10 protein-coding genes are annotated in these 18986 nt (G+C 51.1%); 3 read left to right on the top strand and 7 right to left on the bottom strand.

The window, feature by feature from the left end:
* Positions 1–4: 4 nt before the first annotated feature.
* Positions 5–5200, top strand: coding sequence for a CotH kinase family protein (locus T496_RS0112805; protein WP_081783672.1), 5196 nt, complete (start codon positions 5–7; stop codon positions 5198–5200).
* 419 nt (positions 5201–5619) lie between these two features.
* On the opposite strand, the gene T496_RS0112800 is transcribed toward T496_RS0112805, so the two are convergent.
* Complete coding sequence (locus tag T496_RS0112800) at positions 5620–5883, bottom strand: hypothetical protein (protein WP_155808908.1); 264 nt, start codon at positions 5881–5883, stop codon at positions 5620–5622.
* Between the two features lie 480 nt (positions 5884–6363).
* Between T496_RS0112800 and T496_RS0112795 the strand changes: the two genes are divergently transcribed.
* Positions 6364–7638 carry a glycosyltransferase family 4 protein gene (locus T496_RS0112795; RefSeq protein ID WP_027451104.1) on the top strand — a complete coding sequence of 425 codons (1275 nt, stop codon included), beginning with the start codon at positions 6364–6366 and terminating at the stop codon, positions 7636–7638.
* Entirely contained in the window at positions 7635–8423 is a 789-nt protein-coding gene (locus tag T496_RS0112790; protein WP_027451103.1) for a glycosyltransferase family 2 protein, read from the top strand. Before T496_RS0112795 ends, T496_RS0112790 begins: the two co-directional genes overlap by 4 nt.
* Before the next feature lie 64 nt (positions 8424–8487).
* Here T496_RS0112790 and T496_RS0112785 read toward each other — a convergent pair whose 3' ends face one another.
* The 6 genes from T496_RS0112785 to T496_RS0112760 all read right to left on the bottom strand — a co-directional run bounded on the left by T496_RS0112785 (position 8488) and on the right by T496_RS0112760 (position 18867).
* Positions 8488–10503, bottom strand: a complete 2016-nt coding sequence (locus T496_RS0112785) for an alpha-amylase family glycosyl hydrolase (RefSeq protein WP_027451102.1) — start codon at positions 10501–10503, stop codon at positions 8488–8490.
* Between the two features lie 112 nt (positions 10504–10615).
* Positions 10616–11818, bottom strand: coding sequence for an OmpA family protein (locus tag T496_RS0112780; RefSeq protein WP_044111284.1), 1203 nt, complete (start codon positions 11816–11818; stop codon positions 10616–10618).
* Positions 11819–11844: 26 nt separating this feature from the next.
* On the bottom strand, positions 11845–12891 hold the full coding sequence (locus T496_RS0112775; protein WP_081783671.1) for a SusF/SusE family outer membrane protein: 1047 nt from the start codon (positions 12889–12891) through the stop codon (positions 11845–11847).
* Positions 12892–12922: 31 nt separating this feature from the next.
* The gene (locus T496_RS14590) at positions 12923–14086 is read right to left on the bottom strand and encodes a SusE domain-containing protein (protein WP_197018969.1); all 1164 of its coding nucleotides are present in this window, start codon (positions 14084–14086) and stop codon (positions 12923–12925) included.
* Between the two features lie 85 nt (positions 14087–14171).
* A complete protein-coding gene (locus tag T496_RS0112765) occupies positions 14172–15806 on the bottom strand; it encodes a RagB/SusD family nutrient uptake outer membrane protein (protein ID WP_027451099.1) in 1635 nt (544 codons plus the stop codon).
* A gap of 31 nt (positions 15807–15837) precedes the next feature.
* On the bottom strand, positions 15838–18867 hold the full coding sequence (locus tag T496_RS0112760) for a SusC/RagA family TonB-linked outer membrane protein (RefSeq protein WP_197018968.1): 3030 nt from the start codon (positions 18865–18867) through the stop codon (positions 15838–15840).
* Between the last annotated feature and the right edge of the window lie 119 nt (positions 18868–18986).

The raw sequence follows: 18986 nt of genomic DNA, 5'->3' as shown, positions 1-18986 counted from the left end.
AATCATGAAAAGGAAAAGTATTTCGATATTGGGTCTTTTCTTATGCCTTGCCGTTACCATACAGGCTCAAAAGTGGACTGATGTAACTAGCATTTTCTTGAAGAGCCCGTCGTTCGATAACAATTCTAGTGAGGGATGGGTCGTCAGTCACAACGCTCAGTCCTTCAACGTCAGACTGGAGAGTGCCGAGTTCTTCAATGGCACCTTCGATCTCAACCAGACACCAACTCTCCCCCAAGGTCATTATCGCCTGTCAGTGCAGGCTTATTTCCGTATGTCGTCTAATCAGACGACGTGGGACGCGCGCCAGAATAGCAATGAAGCTATTACGGCCGAGTTGTATGCCGGTAATAATGCCACGACCCTGAAAAGCGTTTTCGACTATTCCTTTGATTCTTACAGAAACTACTGTTGGTCGCCCGATGGTTCTACCTACTTTCCCAACGGCATGGAGTCTGCCAATGAGGCTTTCAACAATGGAGGCTATGTCAATCAGTTGGAGTTCGATGCCAACGGCCAGACGCAGCTAGGACTGCGCAATTTTATCCGCGACTATAGTGACAACTGGTGCATGTTTGACAATTTCAAACTCGAGTACCAGGGCGAGTTCAATCAGGTGATGGTCAGCCAGATTGAGGTGAGTGTACCGAAGACCACACTTCAGGTAGGCGAGACCATCGACATTTCCGCCCGTGCGCTGCCTACCAACGCCACCAATCCCGAACTGACATGGAGCGTTGACAATCCTTTCATCGTCACTGTAGGCCCCGGTGGCCATTTGATTGCCCGTGGCGAAGGTACTGCCCATGTCACGGTCAGGACCATCGACGGTTCCGACCTGGCTCGCACGCTGACCTTCAACGTGACCAAAGCAACGGTAACACCCGACGGTCGTCAGTGGGTGGACATCACCTCTTCCTATCTCACCAACCCTGATTTCTCCTCCAGCGAACCGTTCGAAGGCTGGGACGTGTCGCGCATCAACGGTACGAACACCGTGCGTGCTGGGTCGATGGAGTTCTGGAATGCCTATATGTTCACTGCTCAGCAACAGATATCTGGTCTGCCAAAGGGTACCTATCGCCTCAGTGTGCAGGGCTTCCATCGTGGCTACGACCTCAATCCCACCTTGACGGCCTATACCAACAGTCAGCAGGACCGCTTCGCCTGTCTTTTTGCGGGCAACGAACGTGTGCTGATGCCTTCTTATTACGACCTGCGCTATCAGACTAATGATAACAATGGCTGGCAACATTATCGTCTGATGACAGACGACATGGCGTTTCAGAACTATGCCTTCCCTAACACCATGGAGACCACCTCGGTGGTTTATGACGAAGACAACTATAAGACATCGCTTGAATTTACATTGAACGATGCTTCTAACGACGTAAACATCGGTGTGACACTCGACGACCAGGTCTATCGCTCAGGCAACTGGTGCATCTTCAGCCATTTCCGCTTGGAGTTCTGTGGCGACATGGTGAAGGTGAACAATATCCAACTTTCTACACCTAATACAGAACTGGTGGTCAACGAGACCGCCCTGATTTCGGCCACCGTGCTGCCTGCCAATGCCATGATCAGACAACTCAAATGGTCGTCCAACAACGAGCAAGTGGCTGTGGTCAGTCAGCAAGGTGTTGTCAGGGCTGTTGCCCCCGGCACAGCTGTCATCACGGCTCAGGCCACCGATGGCTCAGGCGTCTCTCGCAGTGTGACCATCACGGTGAAAAACAGCGGCGACGTGACAGGCTCGGTGGTCATCAACGAGGTGATGGCAGCCAATGCCGATCAGTTCGTGAGCCCCGCCTTCAACTTCGACGGATGGGTAGAGCTCTATAACACCTCTGGCAAGACACTCGACCTGACCGGCCTCTACTTCAGTGATGATGCCAACAATCTCAAGAAGTGGCGCATGCCTGCCACCGTGGGCACCATCCCCGCTCGCGGCTATAAGGTAGTCTGGTTCGACAGTAATAACATTGCACCGCAGAACGCTCCATTCAAACTCGATGTGGATGGTGGCACCATCTACCTCAGCGATGCCACTGGCAAACTGATTGCCAGTCAGACCTACCCACAAGCCCTGGAGCGTGTCAGCTATGCCCGCACCACCGATGGCGGCAGCACCTGGGGACAGACCTCCATGCCTACGCCTGAAGCCTCTAATGCCACGAGCCGCTTTGCCACCGAACAGTTGGCAGCGCCTGCCGTTGATCAGGACTCACGCCTCTTCGATGGTCCTTTCACCGCCACGGTCACCATCCCTGCTGGCACCACCTTGCGCTATACCACCGATGGCTCACTGCCCACATTAGACAATGGCAGCACTTCTACCAATGGCACCTTCCGCATCTCAGAGACCACTAACCTGCGTCTGCGCCTGTTTGCCAACAACAAGCTTGCTTCGCCCGTGACCACACGTTCTTATATCTATCGCATCCGCGACTTCATGTTGCCCGTAGTCTCTGTTGTTGCCGACGACCGCTTTATCTACAGCAACGAGATGGGCGTCTTTGCCAAGGGTCCCAACGGGCGTCCTGGCAATGGCCAGTCTGAAAAGTGCAACTGGAACATGGACTGGGAGCGACCTGTCAACTTCTCGTATCTCTCGGCACAGGGCGACATGGTATTCAACCAGGATGTCGATCTTGAGATGTGTGGCGGATGGAGCCGTGCCTGGGATCCTAAGGCTTTCAAACTGAAAGGTAATAAGGAGATGGGAGGCAATAAGAACCTGCTCTATCCCTTCTTCTCGGCAAAGCCCTACAACCGCAACCGTACCCTGCAAATCCGTAATGGCGGTAACGATAACGTCTGCCGACTGCGCGACCCGGCCCTTCAGATGATAGCCAGCTCAGCCCATCTAAACCTAGATTATCAGGAGTATCAGCCCGTGCACGAGTTCGTGAACGGTCAGTATATGGGCATGCTGAATGTGCGTGAGCCCAACAATAAGCACTTTGTGTATGCTAACTATGGATGGGACGACGACGAGATTGACCAGTTTGAAATGTCGCCCGACTCAGGCTATGTTCAGAAGTGTGGTACGAAAGACGCCTTCCTCGATTTGGTCAGCCTCTCTGAGTCGGCAGCCAATCCTGAGACCTATGCTGAGATTTGCAACCAGCTCGATATCGATGCCTATGCCAACTATATGGCGCTGCAGCTCTATCTGGCCAACTGGGACTGGCCTCAGAACAATGTCAAGGGCTTCCGCCATCAGGATAATGGTAAGTTCCGCTTCGTAGCCTTCGACCTCGATGGCGTGTTCAGCTCTAACGATCCCTTCAATGGCTTCATGGGTAAGGAGTACTACACCTTCGACCAGCTCTATCCTGTTGAGTTGGGACGTATCTCTGATCAGATACGCTTTGTCACGCTTTTCCGAAATATGCTTGCCAACAGCGACTTCCGCCGCCGTTTCACCGATGTCTATTGCATGATGGGCGGCAGCGTGTTCGAGGCTCAGCGCTCTAAAGCCATCATCAATAGCATCATCGATATCACCAACCCGGCATTGGCACTGGAGGGACGCTCTGCCAACAATACCGCCAATCAGCTGAAGAACAATCTCAGCAATCGTCTGCTGACGTCTATCCGCGACTTGTGCAATTATCAGCCCATGCAGTTAGACTATGACAATCGTCAGTATGTAACGCTCAGTACCGATATTGCCAATGCCCAGTTGCTGATAGATGGCCTACAGGTACCCACCAACCGCTTCTCGGGTTACCTCTTTGCTCCAGCCACCCTTCGTGCCGTGGCTCCAGCCGGCTATATATTCCAAGGCTGGAAACAGCCGTCGCAGAAAAGCGAGACGACGCTCTTTGACAGCGGCACCACCTGGTCTTACTATGACCAAGGCTCGTTAGACAATGCCGACTGGACCTCGCCCACCTATCAGACCACAGAATGGAATACGGGCCGTGCACCTCTTGGCTACGACAATCCCAATGTCTCTACATCTACCCGTCTGGACTACGGCGACAATACAAACGATAAGCGCCCCACATACTACTTCCGCAAGAATGTGATGCTGACCGCAGCACCTGCTGCCGATGCCGAGTTCCGTCTCTACTGTACCGTCGATGATGGCGCAGTGGTCTATGTCAACGGTCATGAGGCTGGTCGTTATAACATGCCTTCTGGCAATGTGAACTACAACACGTTTGCCACAACCTATGCTAACGACAATCCCGACCGTGTGTTCTTCACGCTCGACGCCTCTCTGTTCCAGCGTGGCTCCAACGTCATTGCCGTGGAACTGCACAACAATCAGGCCAACTCGTCAGACATCCTTTGGGATGCCTCGCTCGGTATGCTGAGCGAAAACAACAGCTCCCCTGTTTACTATTCTACGAAGGAAGAGATCACCCTGCCCGAGGGCGAGGTAGAACTGGTGGCAAGTTTCCGCCCGATGAACACCATCGAACGAATGGGCTATCGCGTTAATCCTGTTTGCATCAACGAGGTGAGTGGTTCCAACAGCATCTATATCAACGAATATGCCAAGAAGAACGACTGGGTGGAACTTTACAACACCACCGATGCCGACATAGATGTGGAGGGAATGTTCCTCACCGACGATATCGACCAGCCCATGAAGTATCAGATTTCGAAGAGCGGTACCAAGGTCAACACCATCATTCCGGCCCACGGTCATCTGCTTGTGTGGTGCGACAAGCTCGCCACCACCGACCAGGCCCTTCATGCTTCGTTCAAGATCAGTGGCGAGGGTGGTTATCTGATACTCTCAGACCGTGGCCGCACCTGGACCGACAAGTTCGTCTATAGTGCTCACGACGGCAACACCACGGTGGGTCGCTATCCCGATGGAACTTCGGCTATCTACCAGATGAATGTGCCCACCATTGAGAAGGCCAATATGCTCACCAGTTATCTGGTAAAAGAGCCGCAGCACGACATCATCTCGGGCGTTCAGCCAGCTTTGGTTGCTTCGGCCAATGGCTTCCGCATCCGCTATGGAGCACAGACCTTGTTTGTGAAGAGCGATGAGGCTGACAACGCTGTTGTGGATATCTTCACCACCGATGGCCGACTGATAGAGCGCACAGCCGTCAACGTCGTTGGTGGTACCGCTCGCATCAATGTCTCTCATCTGCCTTCCGGCTTCTATGTGGCACGTGCCACCAACAGTCAGGGCACACGTGTCAGCTGTAAGTTCATGAAGTAAGAGTAATCTCATTGATAAGATATGGCGGCACTATTCGCACGGAATAGTGCCGCCATTCTTTTGCTTTGGCACCGCTATTGTGGCACTTTCGCATTGCAATAGTTTAGGTATTGATTCTCGTCTAGCCCCTGGCCGAGTCGATTCTAGCCCCTAGATGTGGTCGTTCTAGCCCCTGGAACCAGCGCATCCAGGGGCTGGATGTAAGCTCTCCAGGGGCTAGAACGACAACAAAAGTGCCACTCTTGCTCATCAAAAGTGGCACTTTTGCCTTGTAATACTTATCCTTTTATCATGCAATAGTGCCTCAATGGCTCTGCCAGTCAGATGCTTTCAAACAAGAAGTCACCGCTATTCTAAGCGAATAACGGTGACTTCTCTTCGTTGAAAGCTGTTAGTATGCAACAGCTGTTCTTGCTGTTTTATTTGCGGAAATGCTTGCGGAAGGTGGTCGTGCCGTCGGCACTGGCCGTTCCTACGTTCAGACACTTGTTGGAGGTGGCGTTGGCATCGATGAAGAAGGCCAGCTTATCATTGTCTGTCTTGGCGTAGTAGGGGCGCACGGAGATGGGCATGTCGGTGAGGAAGGCAGCAAAACCTTCGGCACCAGGAAAAGCCAACTGTTGGGCCATAGTCATGGTGGCGCAAAGAAGGAATGTAATTGTTAGAATGGTTTTAGATTTCATATTAGTCGATTAGTTTGCACTGCAAAAGTTATTGTTTTCTGCGATATAGACAAGCGTTTTAGGGGTATAAATAAAAAAAGTCCGCTGCAACTCTCTCGAGCAACAGCGGAACAAGCCTATGTTTAACTAAAAATCCTTTTTCTCTAAAAGAAATTTTCAATCCACAAAGGACTAAAAATTTGAAAGTTTAAAAGGGAGCTTCACAGCGACCTCCTGTTATCCTACAGTTGAAAACTTTCTTTTTTACCAATAACTAAAAACCTAAAACTATAAATATTACTACTAACCTAAAACAATCTATTAACCTTTTGATGATGCAAAGGTACGCACTTTTTGGGAATCATCAAGCAAGTATTGCATCATTTTTCGAAAAAAATGCAGTGTTCTTGACGTAAATCAACCAATTGTGTGCGATAACAGCGAAAAATACACTGTTTTTGAATGGATGTTGCAAAAAAGTAATTACCTTTGTCTCTGCTTATGAAAGTATTGATTGTGAACACGAGCGAACAGACGGGTGGGGCAGCAGTTGCAGCCAACCGTTTGATGGCTTCTCTAAATAATTATGGTGTAAAAGCCAAGATGCTGGTGCGCGACAAACAGACGCAGGACATCAGCGTGGTGGGACTGGAAGGAAAGCTGCAGAAACGATGGTATTTCCTTTGGGAACGCTTTGTGGTGTTCTGTAAGTTGCACTTCCAGCGCGACCATCTTTTCGAGATAGACCTGGCCAATGCCGGCACCGATATCACGCGACTGCCTGAGTTTGCCGAGGCCGACATCATTCATCTGCACTGGATTAATCAGGGCTTCTTGTCGCTGAAGACCATCGGCAAGATCCTGCGCAGCGGTAAACCCGTGGTGTGGACCATGCACGACATGTGGCCCGCTACGGCCATCTGCCACCTGACGCTGGGATGCAACAACTTCCGCACGGGCTGTAAGAACTGCAAGTATCTGCCTGGCGGCGGAGGCGAACATGACCTTTCGACACGGGTGTGGAAACGCAAGGAAGCCATGCTGGAACAGGGCAGCATCACGTTTGTGGCCTGCAGCAAGTGGCTGGAGCAGGAGGCTAAGAGCAGTGACCTGCTGCAGGGACAAAGCATCACCAGCATCCCGAACCCCATCGATGTGAACCTGTTTTGTCCAGGGTCGCGCGAGGAGGCTTGTCAGGCTGAGGGTTTGCCCACCGACCAGCGCCTCATCTTGTTTGTCTGTCAGCGTGCCACCAACCCCAACAAGGGCATGCAGTACTTGATAGACGCCTGCCGGAAACTGGCCGACGAGCATCCCGAGATGAAAGAGAATACGGGCGTCGTCATCCTGGGCGGCCATGCCGACGAGGTGGCGCAGCAGTTGCCTTTCGCTGCCTATCCCATGGGCTATGTCAGCGATCGCCAGCGCATAGTGCGCCTTTACAGGGCAGCCAGCATGTTTGTGCTGCCATCGCTCAGCGAGAACCTGCCCAACACCATCATGGAGGCCATGGCCTGCGGCGTGCCCTGTCTGGGCTTCCGCGTAGGCGGTATCCCCGAAGAGATAGACCACCTGAAGAATGGCTATGTGGCCGACTATCGGTCGGTGGCAGACTTGGCCAAGGGCATCGACTGGATACTGAACAAGGCCGATCGTGCAGCGCTGAGTGCTGAGGCTGTGAAGAAGGTGCGTCATCACTATGCCACGCAGCAGGTGATGGTGCGCTATATTGAGGTTTATCAGCAAGTGCTGGCTCAGAAACACTTAATGATATGATACGTTTCACAGTTGTCACCATCACCTATAATGCCGAGCAGGTGCTGGAGCGAACGCTGCAAAGTGTGCTGCACCAGACCTACGAGGGAGTGGAGCATCTTATTGTAGATGGCAAATCCAAGGATGGCACCGTCGGCATGGCGCAGCGCTACAAGGAAGTGAGCGATGCCTCGGGCAATCACCATAAGGTGATCATCCAGTCGGAGCCCGACCACGGCATCTACGATGCCATGAACAAGGGACTGACGCAGGCCTCGGGCGACTATATCGTGTTTATGAATGCGGGCGACTTCTTCCCGCAGGCCGACACCATAGAGCAGATTGTGCGTCGCTGCCGACTGAGCGAGTGTGCCACGGCCGAACTGCCTGCCGTGCTCTATGGCAACACGGACATCGTGGATGGCGAGGGCCACTACCTGTATCCGCGACGTCTGCAACCACCTGCCCACCTCACATGGCGCTCGTTCAGAAAGGGCATGCTGGTGTGCCATCAGGCTTTTTATGTGCGCACAGACATCGCTAAGAACTTGCAGTACGATACGCACTATCGCTTCTCGGCCGACGTGGACTGGTGCATCCGCGTGATGCGCGAGGCCGAACGCATGGGCTTGCCGCTCTATAATATTAATATGGTGGTGGCAAACTATACCGAGGAGGGCGCCACCACGGCCAACCACCGTGCCTCGCTGAAAGAGCGCTACCGTGTGATGGTGAGCCATTATGGCCACGTCAGTACCTTCCTGATGCATTGTTGGTTTGTTGTCAGGGCGATACTAAAAAAGTAGTGACCCGCAAGCGAATCACTACTCCGTTAATAAAAATGTATGAAACCTAAATTAAGGTGGTGCCTCACTTCAGCACTACCTTTTTCTTGTTGACTATATAGATGCCGCGGGGCAGTGACTCTGGTGTGGTGCCTACGCAGCGTCCGTCGAGCGTGAAGTAGCGACGGTCGGCCTGGGGGCGTGAAGCACTGATGCCGTTGATGGCAGTGACGCTGTCAAACAGTCCGTTCTTGGTGTAATAGCCAGTGTTCACAAACGGCAGGTCGGCGGTTTGTGGCGAACCTCCGTTGCTGAAGATGATCTGTGTGGGCTGAGTGGTGAGTGGGCCTTTGTAGCTCCACTTCCACACACTGTTGCCGTTGGGCGCCTCACCCAGTTTGGTGCAGGCATCGCCCGGCCATGTGCCACCCGTATAGTTGACGGTGCTCCATGCCCAGCACTTGATGGTCTGGGTCCACGATGCAGGCGCTTCGAAGAAGGCACAGGTCTCGCCTGGATTGACCACGCAGAATTCTGGTATCACAATCTCCTCGCTGGCGGGTTTCTTCACCGTATAGGTGCGCGTCGTGATGCCGCTGACCTGATTGTTGATAAGCAGTCCCACCTTCAGTGTGGTGGTGCCCTCGGGGATGGTGATCTTGGTGCCACTGGCCACCTTGGTGCTGTTGGCCGTAGGATCCTGTCCGTCGGTGGTATAGACCAGCTCAGCATTGCTGGCAGTGACAGCCGTTAGCATGGCCTTCTGTTCGCCGGTGTAAACACCTGGTGCCAGATCAACGTAGGCCGTATTCTTTGAGGCGGGCAGGAAGTAGGCGTAGTGATGGCCCTCGAGCACTTTTTTCCACTTGTTGGTATCGATGGAGATGTTGGTGCCATTCACGTTGCCAACAGCTACAGCTAGGTTGTCGTCAATGCTATTGATAAGGAAGTTGGTAACGCTAAATATGTTGGTGTAGTTGCTCTGGTTGGTGATGCCGGCAAACTTGCGGGCGGCCACCATGGCCCTGATCTCGGTAGAGTAGTCGAGCCAGTGGGGCAGGAACACGCAGGGTGTGCCAGGCATGGCCAGCATGTAGGCATTGGCTGCCAGCGTGTCGCGCACCAGCGGACCGCTTGAAGAACCGTCTCTGCGCAGCTGCGTGTCGTGGTTCTCAACGAAGGTGACGGCATAGCGGCGGTAGCTGCCGTTGCTGTAGTTGCTGCTGATCATGGGCCAGTTGTCACCGTTCTGTTGGTTCAGTTTGCTCCAGCTGCGAGCATCGGTGGCATTGCGCACCACATACTTGAACTGGAAGTCGAAGGCTGCGCTCTGAATCTCGTTGTTCACCTTGGTGCCATTGATCCAGTTGACGATGGTCCCTGTGCCGTCCCAGCATTCGCCTACGGAGAACTCGGGGTTAGATGCTTTGTTATACATGCCGGTGAACGAGGGCGAGTAGCCTTTCACCATATCATAGCGGAAGCCCGCATAGCCCAGGTCGTTGATCAGAAAGTTGAGGTAGGCCTTGACGATGGTCTGCACGTTCTCACTGTTATGGTCCAGGTCGCGCATGCCATCCCAATCATCGCCGGTGTCGTTGTTGTTGCTCACGCTGAGGCCCAGCTTCTGGGCTTCGGTAGCAGCCTTGCCGCCATCATCGTTTTTACAGATGTCGGTGGACTTCATCTCGTAGGTCACACCTTTGTAGGTCTCGGCAGGAAAGTCCACCCAGTTAGACATGTTGCGACGGTGGTTGATGACCACATCGGCGATGGTTTTGATCTGTTTGTTCTTGAACGTGTTGATGAGCGAGCGCAGCTCAGCCTCGGTGCCGAACGAACTGTTGTAGTTGGAGAACCAATACAGGTCGTCGTAGCCCATGGACTTGCCGCCGCAGTTGCCACTCTGGGGCAGCCACACCAGGTCGAAGGTGCCCGCCATTTCGTCGGCTTGCTTTTCGAGTACAGTCCAGTTGGTCTCGTCGAACGAGTCCCAGAAGAACGCCTGCAGCATGACACCGCCATAGTTGGCTGGCCAACCTTGTGCTGACATGGTCAGTGGCATCAACAGGGAAAGAATGATAAAATGTAGTTTCTTCATAATCGAATATTACTTAGTTGTTTAGCTTTAGAGGGTAAAAAGAGGCGGACATGCTTGGTGATGTCCGTCTCTTCTTGTATCACAGGGGTAGGAGACCTCTGCTTGTGTCGGATTATTGTTTCTCGACCATGCGGGTCTTCTCTACCTGGCGAGTCTTCTCAACCTTTTCCTCGTACTCCTGGTACTTGGTGACCTTGAACTTGCCTTCGCCCTTGATGATGACGCAGCGGTTCTTGTCGTTCTCGGCAAATGGCTGAACGCTGTCGCCCTTCCACTCGGTGGTGATGTTCTCGGCCTTGATGCCGTGCTCGTTGATCAGCTTGTTGGCAACACCCTCGGCACGCTCCTTAGAGAGGCGCTCGTTGATCTCGTGTGTACCTGTGCCGGCATCGGCATAACCGACAACGGTGATCTTGGCGTTAGGATCGGTCTTGATCAGCTCGGCAGCCTCCTTGATGGCTTCGTCGATGCCCTGACCCTTCTGAACGTCGCTGACGCGGATCTGGTAGTAAACCACCTTCTCCATGTTGGCCTGTTCAACAGTCTCGATAGGACGCTGCTTCTTCACAATCTCTGTGTAAGGCTCGTCAACGAAGTAGGTCTCTTCAACCATCACGGGCTTCTTAGCCTTAGGTGCACCGAACTTGAAGGTCAGTCCCAGGAAGGCTGCAATCTGCCAGTCAGACTCATAGTTGCGCTTCAGGTTGAACTCGTCGTTCTTATAGTTAGCATCGAGTTCCAGTCCCAGTGCAAGGCTCTTAGACAGGTTGAAGTTGAACTGAGTGCCGAAGCGGCCGTTGAAGGTCCAACGGTCGGGATCGCTGGTCTCAGGACCAACGGTGTTGTTGCCGAAATCCTTCTGAGCGTGGATGTTGTAGTATTCATCGAAGTCCCAGCCGTAGTTGGTGCCGAAACCAGCGATGAAGACCCAGTCGAAGAAATCGTTCTGACGATTGGGGCTGATGAAGTTGGTCAGGTTCACCAAGAGGTCAACATCGCCTGTGACAGCCTTGAACTTATATTTCGTGTCGGCCGTCAGGAAGGGGTAACGACTGGCTTTCATGCCACCGCCAATCTCCCAACCCTGCACGTGCAGACGTGCACCAATCTTGGAGTTGAAGTAGCGACCAAACTGGGCTGCAACTTGTGGTGTGAACAGGTCCATGGCCTTGTAGTGTGTCAGTGTGATCTGTCCGCCACCCTGTATGCCAAAGAAGTTGTAGGGATACTTTTCCTCTACGCTCTGTGCGTTGGCTGCGGTGGACACTCCGAAGAAGAGTGCCACTGCAGTTGCTATATTAATAATTCTTTTCATATCAGAAAATGTTTTTTAGTTACTGATTATTCTACTGTGCAGTAAATCTTGTCAGATGTCTTACGAGTGGGGTAGAGCTTGATCGTTTTACCACTGATGGTTAAGTTGCCACCGCCCAAAGTAAGGTCATCTTTGTCTCCACCGAGATTAATCTTCCAGTCATTGTCGGTAAGACCGTTGGCACGGAATTTCCACTCGCCTTCAATAGGTGTTGCTGTGGTCAGTTCGAAGCAGTAGTCGGTAGGATTCCAAGTCATCTGGCTACCTTCGTTCCAACCGGTGAAACCACCAGTGACACCCATGTAGTCAATCTTGGTTGCTTTGATAGACTTCTTAACCAGGTCAATCTCGAAATAGTAAACGCCTGCTTCGGCCACCTCGATGTTGTCGGTTCCGGAAACGCCTTCTTTGGTCTCAAAGGTACCGGCATTGATCTGGTCGTCCCAAGAGCCTGCCACTTTCTGGAATTTGAATCCCAGGCCATAGCTGTTAGGATCGGCCACATAGCAATAGCCAGTGTAGATGCCGTCACCATTTGCAGTGTATAACTTCTGGTCGGAAGCTGCCCATCCGTCGGTGGCACCAATGAAGAAGATGTAAGGATCGAATTTTGCTTTCTTAGGCATAACCTGCAGGTTGATGTCGCCGGCATTGATCTTCACTGCAGAACCGTTTTGTGAGGCAAAGAGAAGAATGGTGCCCTTGAGTGTCTTGAGCTCCTGCACGGTGCCAAACTGCGAGGCTACATAAGTAGAAAGGTCTGTACCTGATACCATACCATCGGCGGTGGCAGGTATTTTGCTGCCGTCTTCAAACACGATCTCTGCCCTGCTGAGTACGACGCCTTCAGGAAGCGCAGCTTCAGAAATAGAGAATACCTTGATGTCCTGGGCATCGCCGATTTCAACGGCGTTGAGATCTACAGGGTCTGCTTGTACTGCAGCAAAGCCGGGGAGTGCAACCGTACCGTCAGCTTCTACTGTAGTAAGGCTGGCAAACTCGTTATCTTCAAGACCGCAAGAGGTCATGAACAATCCCGCAAAAGCGAGCATATATAATGATAACTTTTTCATAGTTCTAATGTTTTTAGAGTTGTTGAGTCCTTTATTCGTCAGGAATAATCAGCATCTGATTCGTGATGTCGTTGAGGTAGAAATGATAGGTACCTGCTTCAACAGCGATGTTACCTGCACCGTTGGCACCAATCTTTGCGAAGGAATCGGCATTGGGTGTCCAATCCTTGTTTGAGCCATAGCCCCAGTTCACATCCCAGTTGTGGTTGGCACGGAACTTCAGCTCTGTGGCTGCGGTAAGTTTGATCTTTACATACCAGTTGTGAGGTGTCACCTGTGTCATCTCTTCGCCAGTATCTCCAGGCCATTCGTTAAAGCCACCAACCACGTACATGGCTTCATACTCAGTAGGAGTCTGATTCTCGAGCTTCTTCCACTCGTAGGTCATGTGGTGCTTGTCGAAGGTGAAGGTGTAGAACTCGCTTGATGGAGCGGTGATGGCACCTGCTTTCTCGTTGACCATTTCGCCAGAAGGATCTTCGCAGCCATCTGTTTTAGAACCATAAGCACCATCCCAATTCTCCTTTAACAGGTCTTCCAAGGTCCAGATCTTCAGGTTGGCCTTGTTCGTGAATTGTGTGGTGTAGGTGTAGATGTCGTCACCTTCGGGATAGAAGAGGGCTTTCTGTGCATCCGTCTTGTTCCAGTTGGTCAGTGCACCAACCATGTAGAGCTTCAGAATCTCAACGGGAGGCATGACGAATGAAGTGGTGGCATTGAACTTCACTTCCTGAGAATAGGTAGAAGTGGTTTCTTCCAAACCTCTGAGAAAAGCATGAACACGGGCTTTGACAGATGCTGCCAGAGGAAATTCTACCTCGGCACGTCCCAACTCGATCAAGCCAGATGTTACTGCACCGGCGATTTCTTTGATGGGAACCGTGATAGCCTTGCAGTTCTCGTTGGTCGTTTCTGTTGCTTGCCATGAAGACCATGTGTTGCCATCCTCAGAAGCAGCAAATTCCATCATGTAGATGATAGGTGCTGTATAACCATAGTTGGGCTGGTTGGCTTTGAAAGTCATGCTTTCAGAGTGGTCCATGTCAATGGTATTGGAGGTGATACCAGGAGCATAGAGCTCGAAACTACCGCTGTTTGGGACAGTGAGAACAGGATTCTCATCACGATCGGTAGAGCAGGCAGTAAAGGCTGCTAATGCCATGAGTATCGATGAAAATATACTTAATTTTTTCATTGTCGTTAATTTTATTATGTTATTTCCTTTTGTCTTGATGTGGCTGGGAGGCAGGTGCCTCCAGCGCACCATCGTTCAGATAGGTTTATTTATAACCGTTGTTCTGTTTCAGATTAGGATTAGCAATCAGATCGCTTGAAGGCAATGGGAAGATACTGCGGTAGGCAGAAAGTGTGCCACCGTTAGCTGTTCCACCAATCCATACACGACGAGTGCCAGTGAAATTGCCAAAGCGAACCATATCTATGCGGCGACGGCCTTCGAAACCGAACTCGCGGCTCCACTCGTCTTCAATATCTGCCAGCGAGAATGCGCTGAGGTTGCTGTTGGCATGTGCACGGGCGCGCAAATCCTTGATGTATTTCAGACCATCGGCGCTCACGTTGCCGCCATTCAGACGAGCATCAGCTTCTGCATAGGTGAGATAAGCCTCGGCCAAGCGGAAGAGTGGGAAGTCATAGTCGGTATGCTCGGCATTGTGGATAGGAGAACCGTCAGCGTGTGTGTTCAGGAACTTGATGTAGCCATAACCAGTAGAGAAGTCGTCTTCTGCGGTCATCTCCAATGTGTGATTCTTGGTCATGAAGAGGGCACGGTCGTCACTAGCTGCTGCTGTTACGTCAACAGGTGTTCCTTCGGGAGCATTATTGTTTGGGAACCACTTCTGAATGAAGTAGGGCTTTGCACGAATACCACCCCAGTTAGAGCTGATACCAGTGTCGTAAAGCTTGATGTCCTCGGCATTAACAGAACCTGCGCAGAGGAATACGCCGCCCCAGCTCTGGGTCAACTCACCGTCGAACAGAATTGGGAATACGATTTCTTTCTGTGCACCATTGGTGTCGTTGTCGCCCATGAACAGCAGTTGATAACCATTGTATCCGTTCTTTTCTGTAGTGCTTAGCTCATACTTAGATTGGATAGCCTTTTCAGCATAAGTGCGGGCATCGGCCCAACGGGCTGTGCCGGTATATACTTCGGCATTCAGGTAGGCACGCATCAACAGCATGTAGCCTGCTACGATGTCTGCACGACCATATTTCACTTCCTGTGCGGGAGCAAGCACATCTTTGCTTTGGCCTTCGCCGATAATGTCCTTCAGCTCGCTTTCAATAAAGTTAAATACTTCTGTGCGGGTGGCCTGCTTGGGAGCCTCCGAGGTTACGCTCGTAACAAATGGAGGATTGGCAAACATGTCCATCAGGTAATAGTAATAAAGAGCGCGCATAAAGCGTACCTCGGCAACTTTATGACTGTAGTCGTCGATAGATGATGAAGCATTGTCAAGGAAGTAGTTGCAAAGCGTCACACCAAACAGACAACGGTAATAAATACCACGGAGTAGGGGATGACCATCGCTCCAGGTGCCACGGTTGAATTCGGGAATACCATCATCGTCTAGCCAGGCACAGAGTGCTTCGTCGGAAGGCAGTTCGTTGGCATACCAGATAACACGCATGAACACAGACATACCTTCATCGATGTCGCTGGGAAGGTCACTGTCTCCGTGAGGGCCTGTCAGACCGGTCAGTGCCATGTTGCCATATATCTTATTCAGAATTCCATCATAGTCAGGTACTGTGGTTTGCTTTGGGTTGGGGTTGTTGGGATGCAACGAACCACCAAATATGTTGGAATCGTCAGAACATGCTGTGAAACAAAGTGAGGCAACTCCCACACAGGCCACAGCCATCATGTTTTTTATACCTTTGATATTCATAATCATTCTCATTTAATATATTAAGGTGCGGTTAGAAATTAAGGTTCACGCCAATTACGGTAGTGAACGGACGAGGATAGATGTTGCTCTCGATACCACCTTGGATTTCAGGATCCAGACCGTCGTAGTCGGTGATGGTGAGGATGTTCTGGGCGGTGGCATAGACGCGTCCACTGATGTCAGAGCCGAACAACTTCTTGAACGAATAACCCAAGGTGACGTTGTCGAGCTTGAAGAATGAGGCATTTTGAATCCAACAGTCAGAGCAGGCTTGCGCATTTGAAGAATCGGTCAAACCATATTTCAAAGCCTGTGTAGGAATGTTGTGCATGAAATTCAACACAGAGCCCAAACCGGCAGCGCTGATATAAGTGCCGTTGATGTTGGCATTGAATACGTGGTTGCCAATGTTGGCGCGTGAGTTAAAGCTCAAATCCCAGTTCTTGTAGATGACCTTAGAACCTAAGCCCATGGTGAAGTCGGGATCTGAATGATAGTAGAAGTAGCGGTCGCCACTGTCGAGAATGCCGTTACCATTACGGTCAACAAAGGTGTGAGGCACAATGTTGCCCTTTTCATCATATACCTGACGATATACGTAGAATGAAGAGGCTGAGTGGCCAGTCTGGTAGGCTTTACCATTCTTAGACAAGCCAATGCCGCCGTATTCAATCAGGTCGGAAGCCAGGTCGTCGATCTTGTTCTTGTTGTAAGTGAAGTTATAGGTAATCTCCCAGCTGAGGTCCTTAGAAACGATAGGACGTACGGTTGTCATGACCTCGACACCAGTGTTGTGGAGCTTACCAATGTTGCCTACGGTCTGAGCACCGAAGTTGGCGCCTGCAGGAACATAGACATTGTTAATCAGGTCTGTGGTCTTGCGATAGTACCAGTCTGCAGTCAGGCTGAAGCGGTTGTTCCACAGAGAGATATCGAAACCAGCATCGTATGTGGTGGTCTTCTCCCAAGTCAGGTCAGGATTGTAAACGCCTGGACGTACGGTCTGGCCATTACCGAAGATGGGGTAGTAGGCGTGGTCGTAGTTGGCTGTGAATGTAGGCATGTAGTAGAAGTCATAACCAATGTTCTGCTGACCAGTCTTACCATAGGTCAAACGGATCTTCAAATCGTTAATGGTTTGATTGTCGCGCAGGAAAGATTCTTCCTTTACACGCCATGCAAAAGCGGCTGCAGGGAAGTAGCCCCACTTTTCGCCTGTATCAAAACGAGAAGAACCATCGGCACGCATGGTGAAGGTGAAGAGGTAGCGGTTCAACAGAGTATAGTTGACGCGGCCAATCCAAGAACGCAGGCGGTTCTCTGATTTCCATTCGGTGATACCGGTAGGCTCGTTGTAACGGTCGCCAGCACCAACAGAGGCTGTCTCAGGAATTCGGCCGTAGCCATAGTTATCGCTTTCAGCGTGATAGCGCTGCCACTCATAACCCACCTGTGCATCGATGTTGTGAACATCCTTTACCAGTTCCTTGGTGTACTGTGCAAAGATATTGAAGATGTGGTTGTAGTTGTTGTTCTTACTCCAACCGTCCCAGCCGTAGTAGTAGCTAGAGGTGGTGAGAGGACTATTGGTGGTCTCCTGACGTGCACGTGTGAGGTTACCTGCCAGGTTACCAAGGATATGTAGGTCCTCAAAACCGTGGATGGCATAGTCAAAACCAAAGTTGCCTTGTACGGTCAGGGCCTTAGACAACGTACCATTGTTCTCTGTAAGAGCAACGGGGTTTGCTGTGGCGTTGGCGTCGTATGCATATTGCCAGTTGTTGTCATTGGGGTATGAGGCAGCCTTAGCCCACTGATAATAGCCGTTGAAATAATCCTTGTAAAGGTCCTGATCCATGTGGATAGGCTTCGTAGGATCCATATAGGCGGCTGCACCAACAGCACCATTGTCCCAACGACGCTCAGCGTTCATGATCTTTCCAGAGATGTTCAGACGCAAGTGGTCGTTCAGCAGTTCTGGAGCCAAGTTGAAGCTGCCCGTATAACGACGGAAGAAGGTTGACTTAACGATACCAGGCTGGTTGGTGAAACCGCCTGAGATACGATATGGCATGTGTGCCGTACCACCGGTAACGGTGATGTTGTAGTCTCTTTGAATGGCTGTACGATAGATCTCGTCCTGCCAGTCGGTGTTGGCAAACAGCTGATTGCCGTTTGCATCACGGTAGCCCAGAAGTGCATATTCTGGACTGTCTTCACCAAACTTGTCTGCAATGAAGCTCTTGAAGCCAGGACCATCAAACACGTCGAGGGTCTTTTTCTTCATAGAGATTGAAACACTACCATTGAAGCTTACCTTTGGAGCACTGTTTGTCTTACCTTTCTTAGTGGTGATGATGATGACACCATTAGATGCGCGAGAACCATAGATGGCTGTTGCAGATGCATCTTTCAGTACGGTAAAAGACTCGATGTCGTTAGGGTTGATAGATGCCAATGGGTTCATGCCCGAGATACCTGCAGGGTCGAGTTGCAGACCATCGACAACATACAAAGGCTCGTTGGATGCGTTCAGCGAAGCACCACCACGAATGCGGATGGTAGAACCTGCACCAGGAGCACCACCTTCATTGACGATGTTCAGACCTGCCACCTTACCAGACAGCATGTCGTCGGCACTCGTCTGCAGACCATGGCTCATCTCATCGGGCTTGATGGCTGTGACAGAACCAGTCAGGTCGTTCTTCTTAGCGCGACCATAACCAATGACAACGATTTCATTGATGACGGCTTGGTCTTCCTGAAGTGTTACCACCACATTGTGTGTAGCCTTGACGGTTGCCACCTGATAGCCTACATACGAAATCTGGATGGTTGCACCCTGATTAGCCTGCAATGTGAAATTACCGTCAAAGTCGGTGACGGTGGCATTCTGTGTGTCTGCCACGCGTACGGTTGCACCGATGATAGCTTCACCTGTAGCATCTTTCACATGACCTTTCACAGTAATGTTCTGTGCAAAGGCTCCCAGTGTCAGGAATATGCCCACAACGAGGGCTAGCATCCTGAATGGTAATTTAATGTTTACCTGCTTCATCATTACAATAGTTTAATTAATTAAAAGTTAGTTATTAGTATAATATGTTATTGTTTATTGTTGTTCAAATGGGCCTATGTTTGTCTTTATCGTTTTAGCTGTTATAGTTAGAAATCCGTTGC

Origin of the sequence: Xylanibacter brevis P6B11 (genome assembly GCF_000621825.1) — a bacterium.
Taxonomy (GTDB): Bacteria; Bacteroidota; Bacteroidia; order Bacteroidales; family Bacteroidaceae; genus Prevotella; species Prevotella brevis.
This window is presented reverse-complemented; position numbering and strand designations above follow the sequence as displayed.

Bases quoted from the DNA above. Each gene is read 5' to 3' on its own strand.
- T496_RS0112805 (WP_081783672.1), top strand. From the start codon at position 5: ATGAAAAGGAAAAGTATTTCGATATTGGGTCTTTTCTTATGCCTTGCC.
- T496_RS0112800 (WP_155808908.1), bottom strand. From the start codon at position 5,883: ATGAAATCTAAAACCATTCTAACAATTACATTCCTTCTTTGCGCCACC.
- T496_RS0112795 (WP_027451104.1), top strand. From the start codon at position 6,364: ATGAAAGTATTGATTGTGAACACGAGCGAACAGACGGGTGGGGCAGCA.
- T496_RS0112790 (WP_027451103.1), top strand. From the start codon at position 7,635: ATGATACGTTTCACAGTTGTCACCATCACCTATAATGCCGAGCAGGTG.
- T496_RS0112785 (WP_027451102.1), bottom strand. From the start codon at position 10,503: ATGAAGAAACTACATTTTATCATTCTTTCCCTGTTGATGCCACTGACC.
- T496_RS0112780 (WP_044111284.1), bottom strand. From the start codon at position 11,818: ATGAAAAGAATTATTAATATAGCAACTGCAGTGGCACTCTTCTTCGGA.
- T496_RS0112775 (WP_081783671.1), bottom strand. From the start codon at position 12,891: ATGAAAAAGTTATCATTATATATGCTCGCTTTTGCGGGATTGTTCATG.
- T496_RS14590 (WP_197018969.1), bottom strand. From the start codon at position 14,086: ATGAAAAAATTAAGTATATTTTCATCGATACTCATGGCATTAGCAGCC.
- T496_RS0112765 (WP_027451099.1), bottom strand. From the start codon at position 15,806: ATGAATATCAAAGGTATAAAAAACATGATGGCTGTGGCCTGTGTGGGA.
- T496_RS0112760 (WP_197018968.1), bottom strand. From the start codon at position 18,867: ATGATGAAGCAGGTAAACATTAAATTACCATTCAGGATGCTAGCCCTC.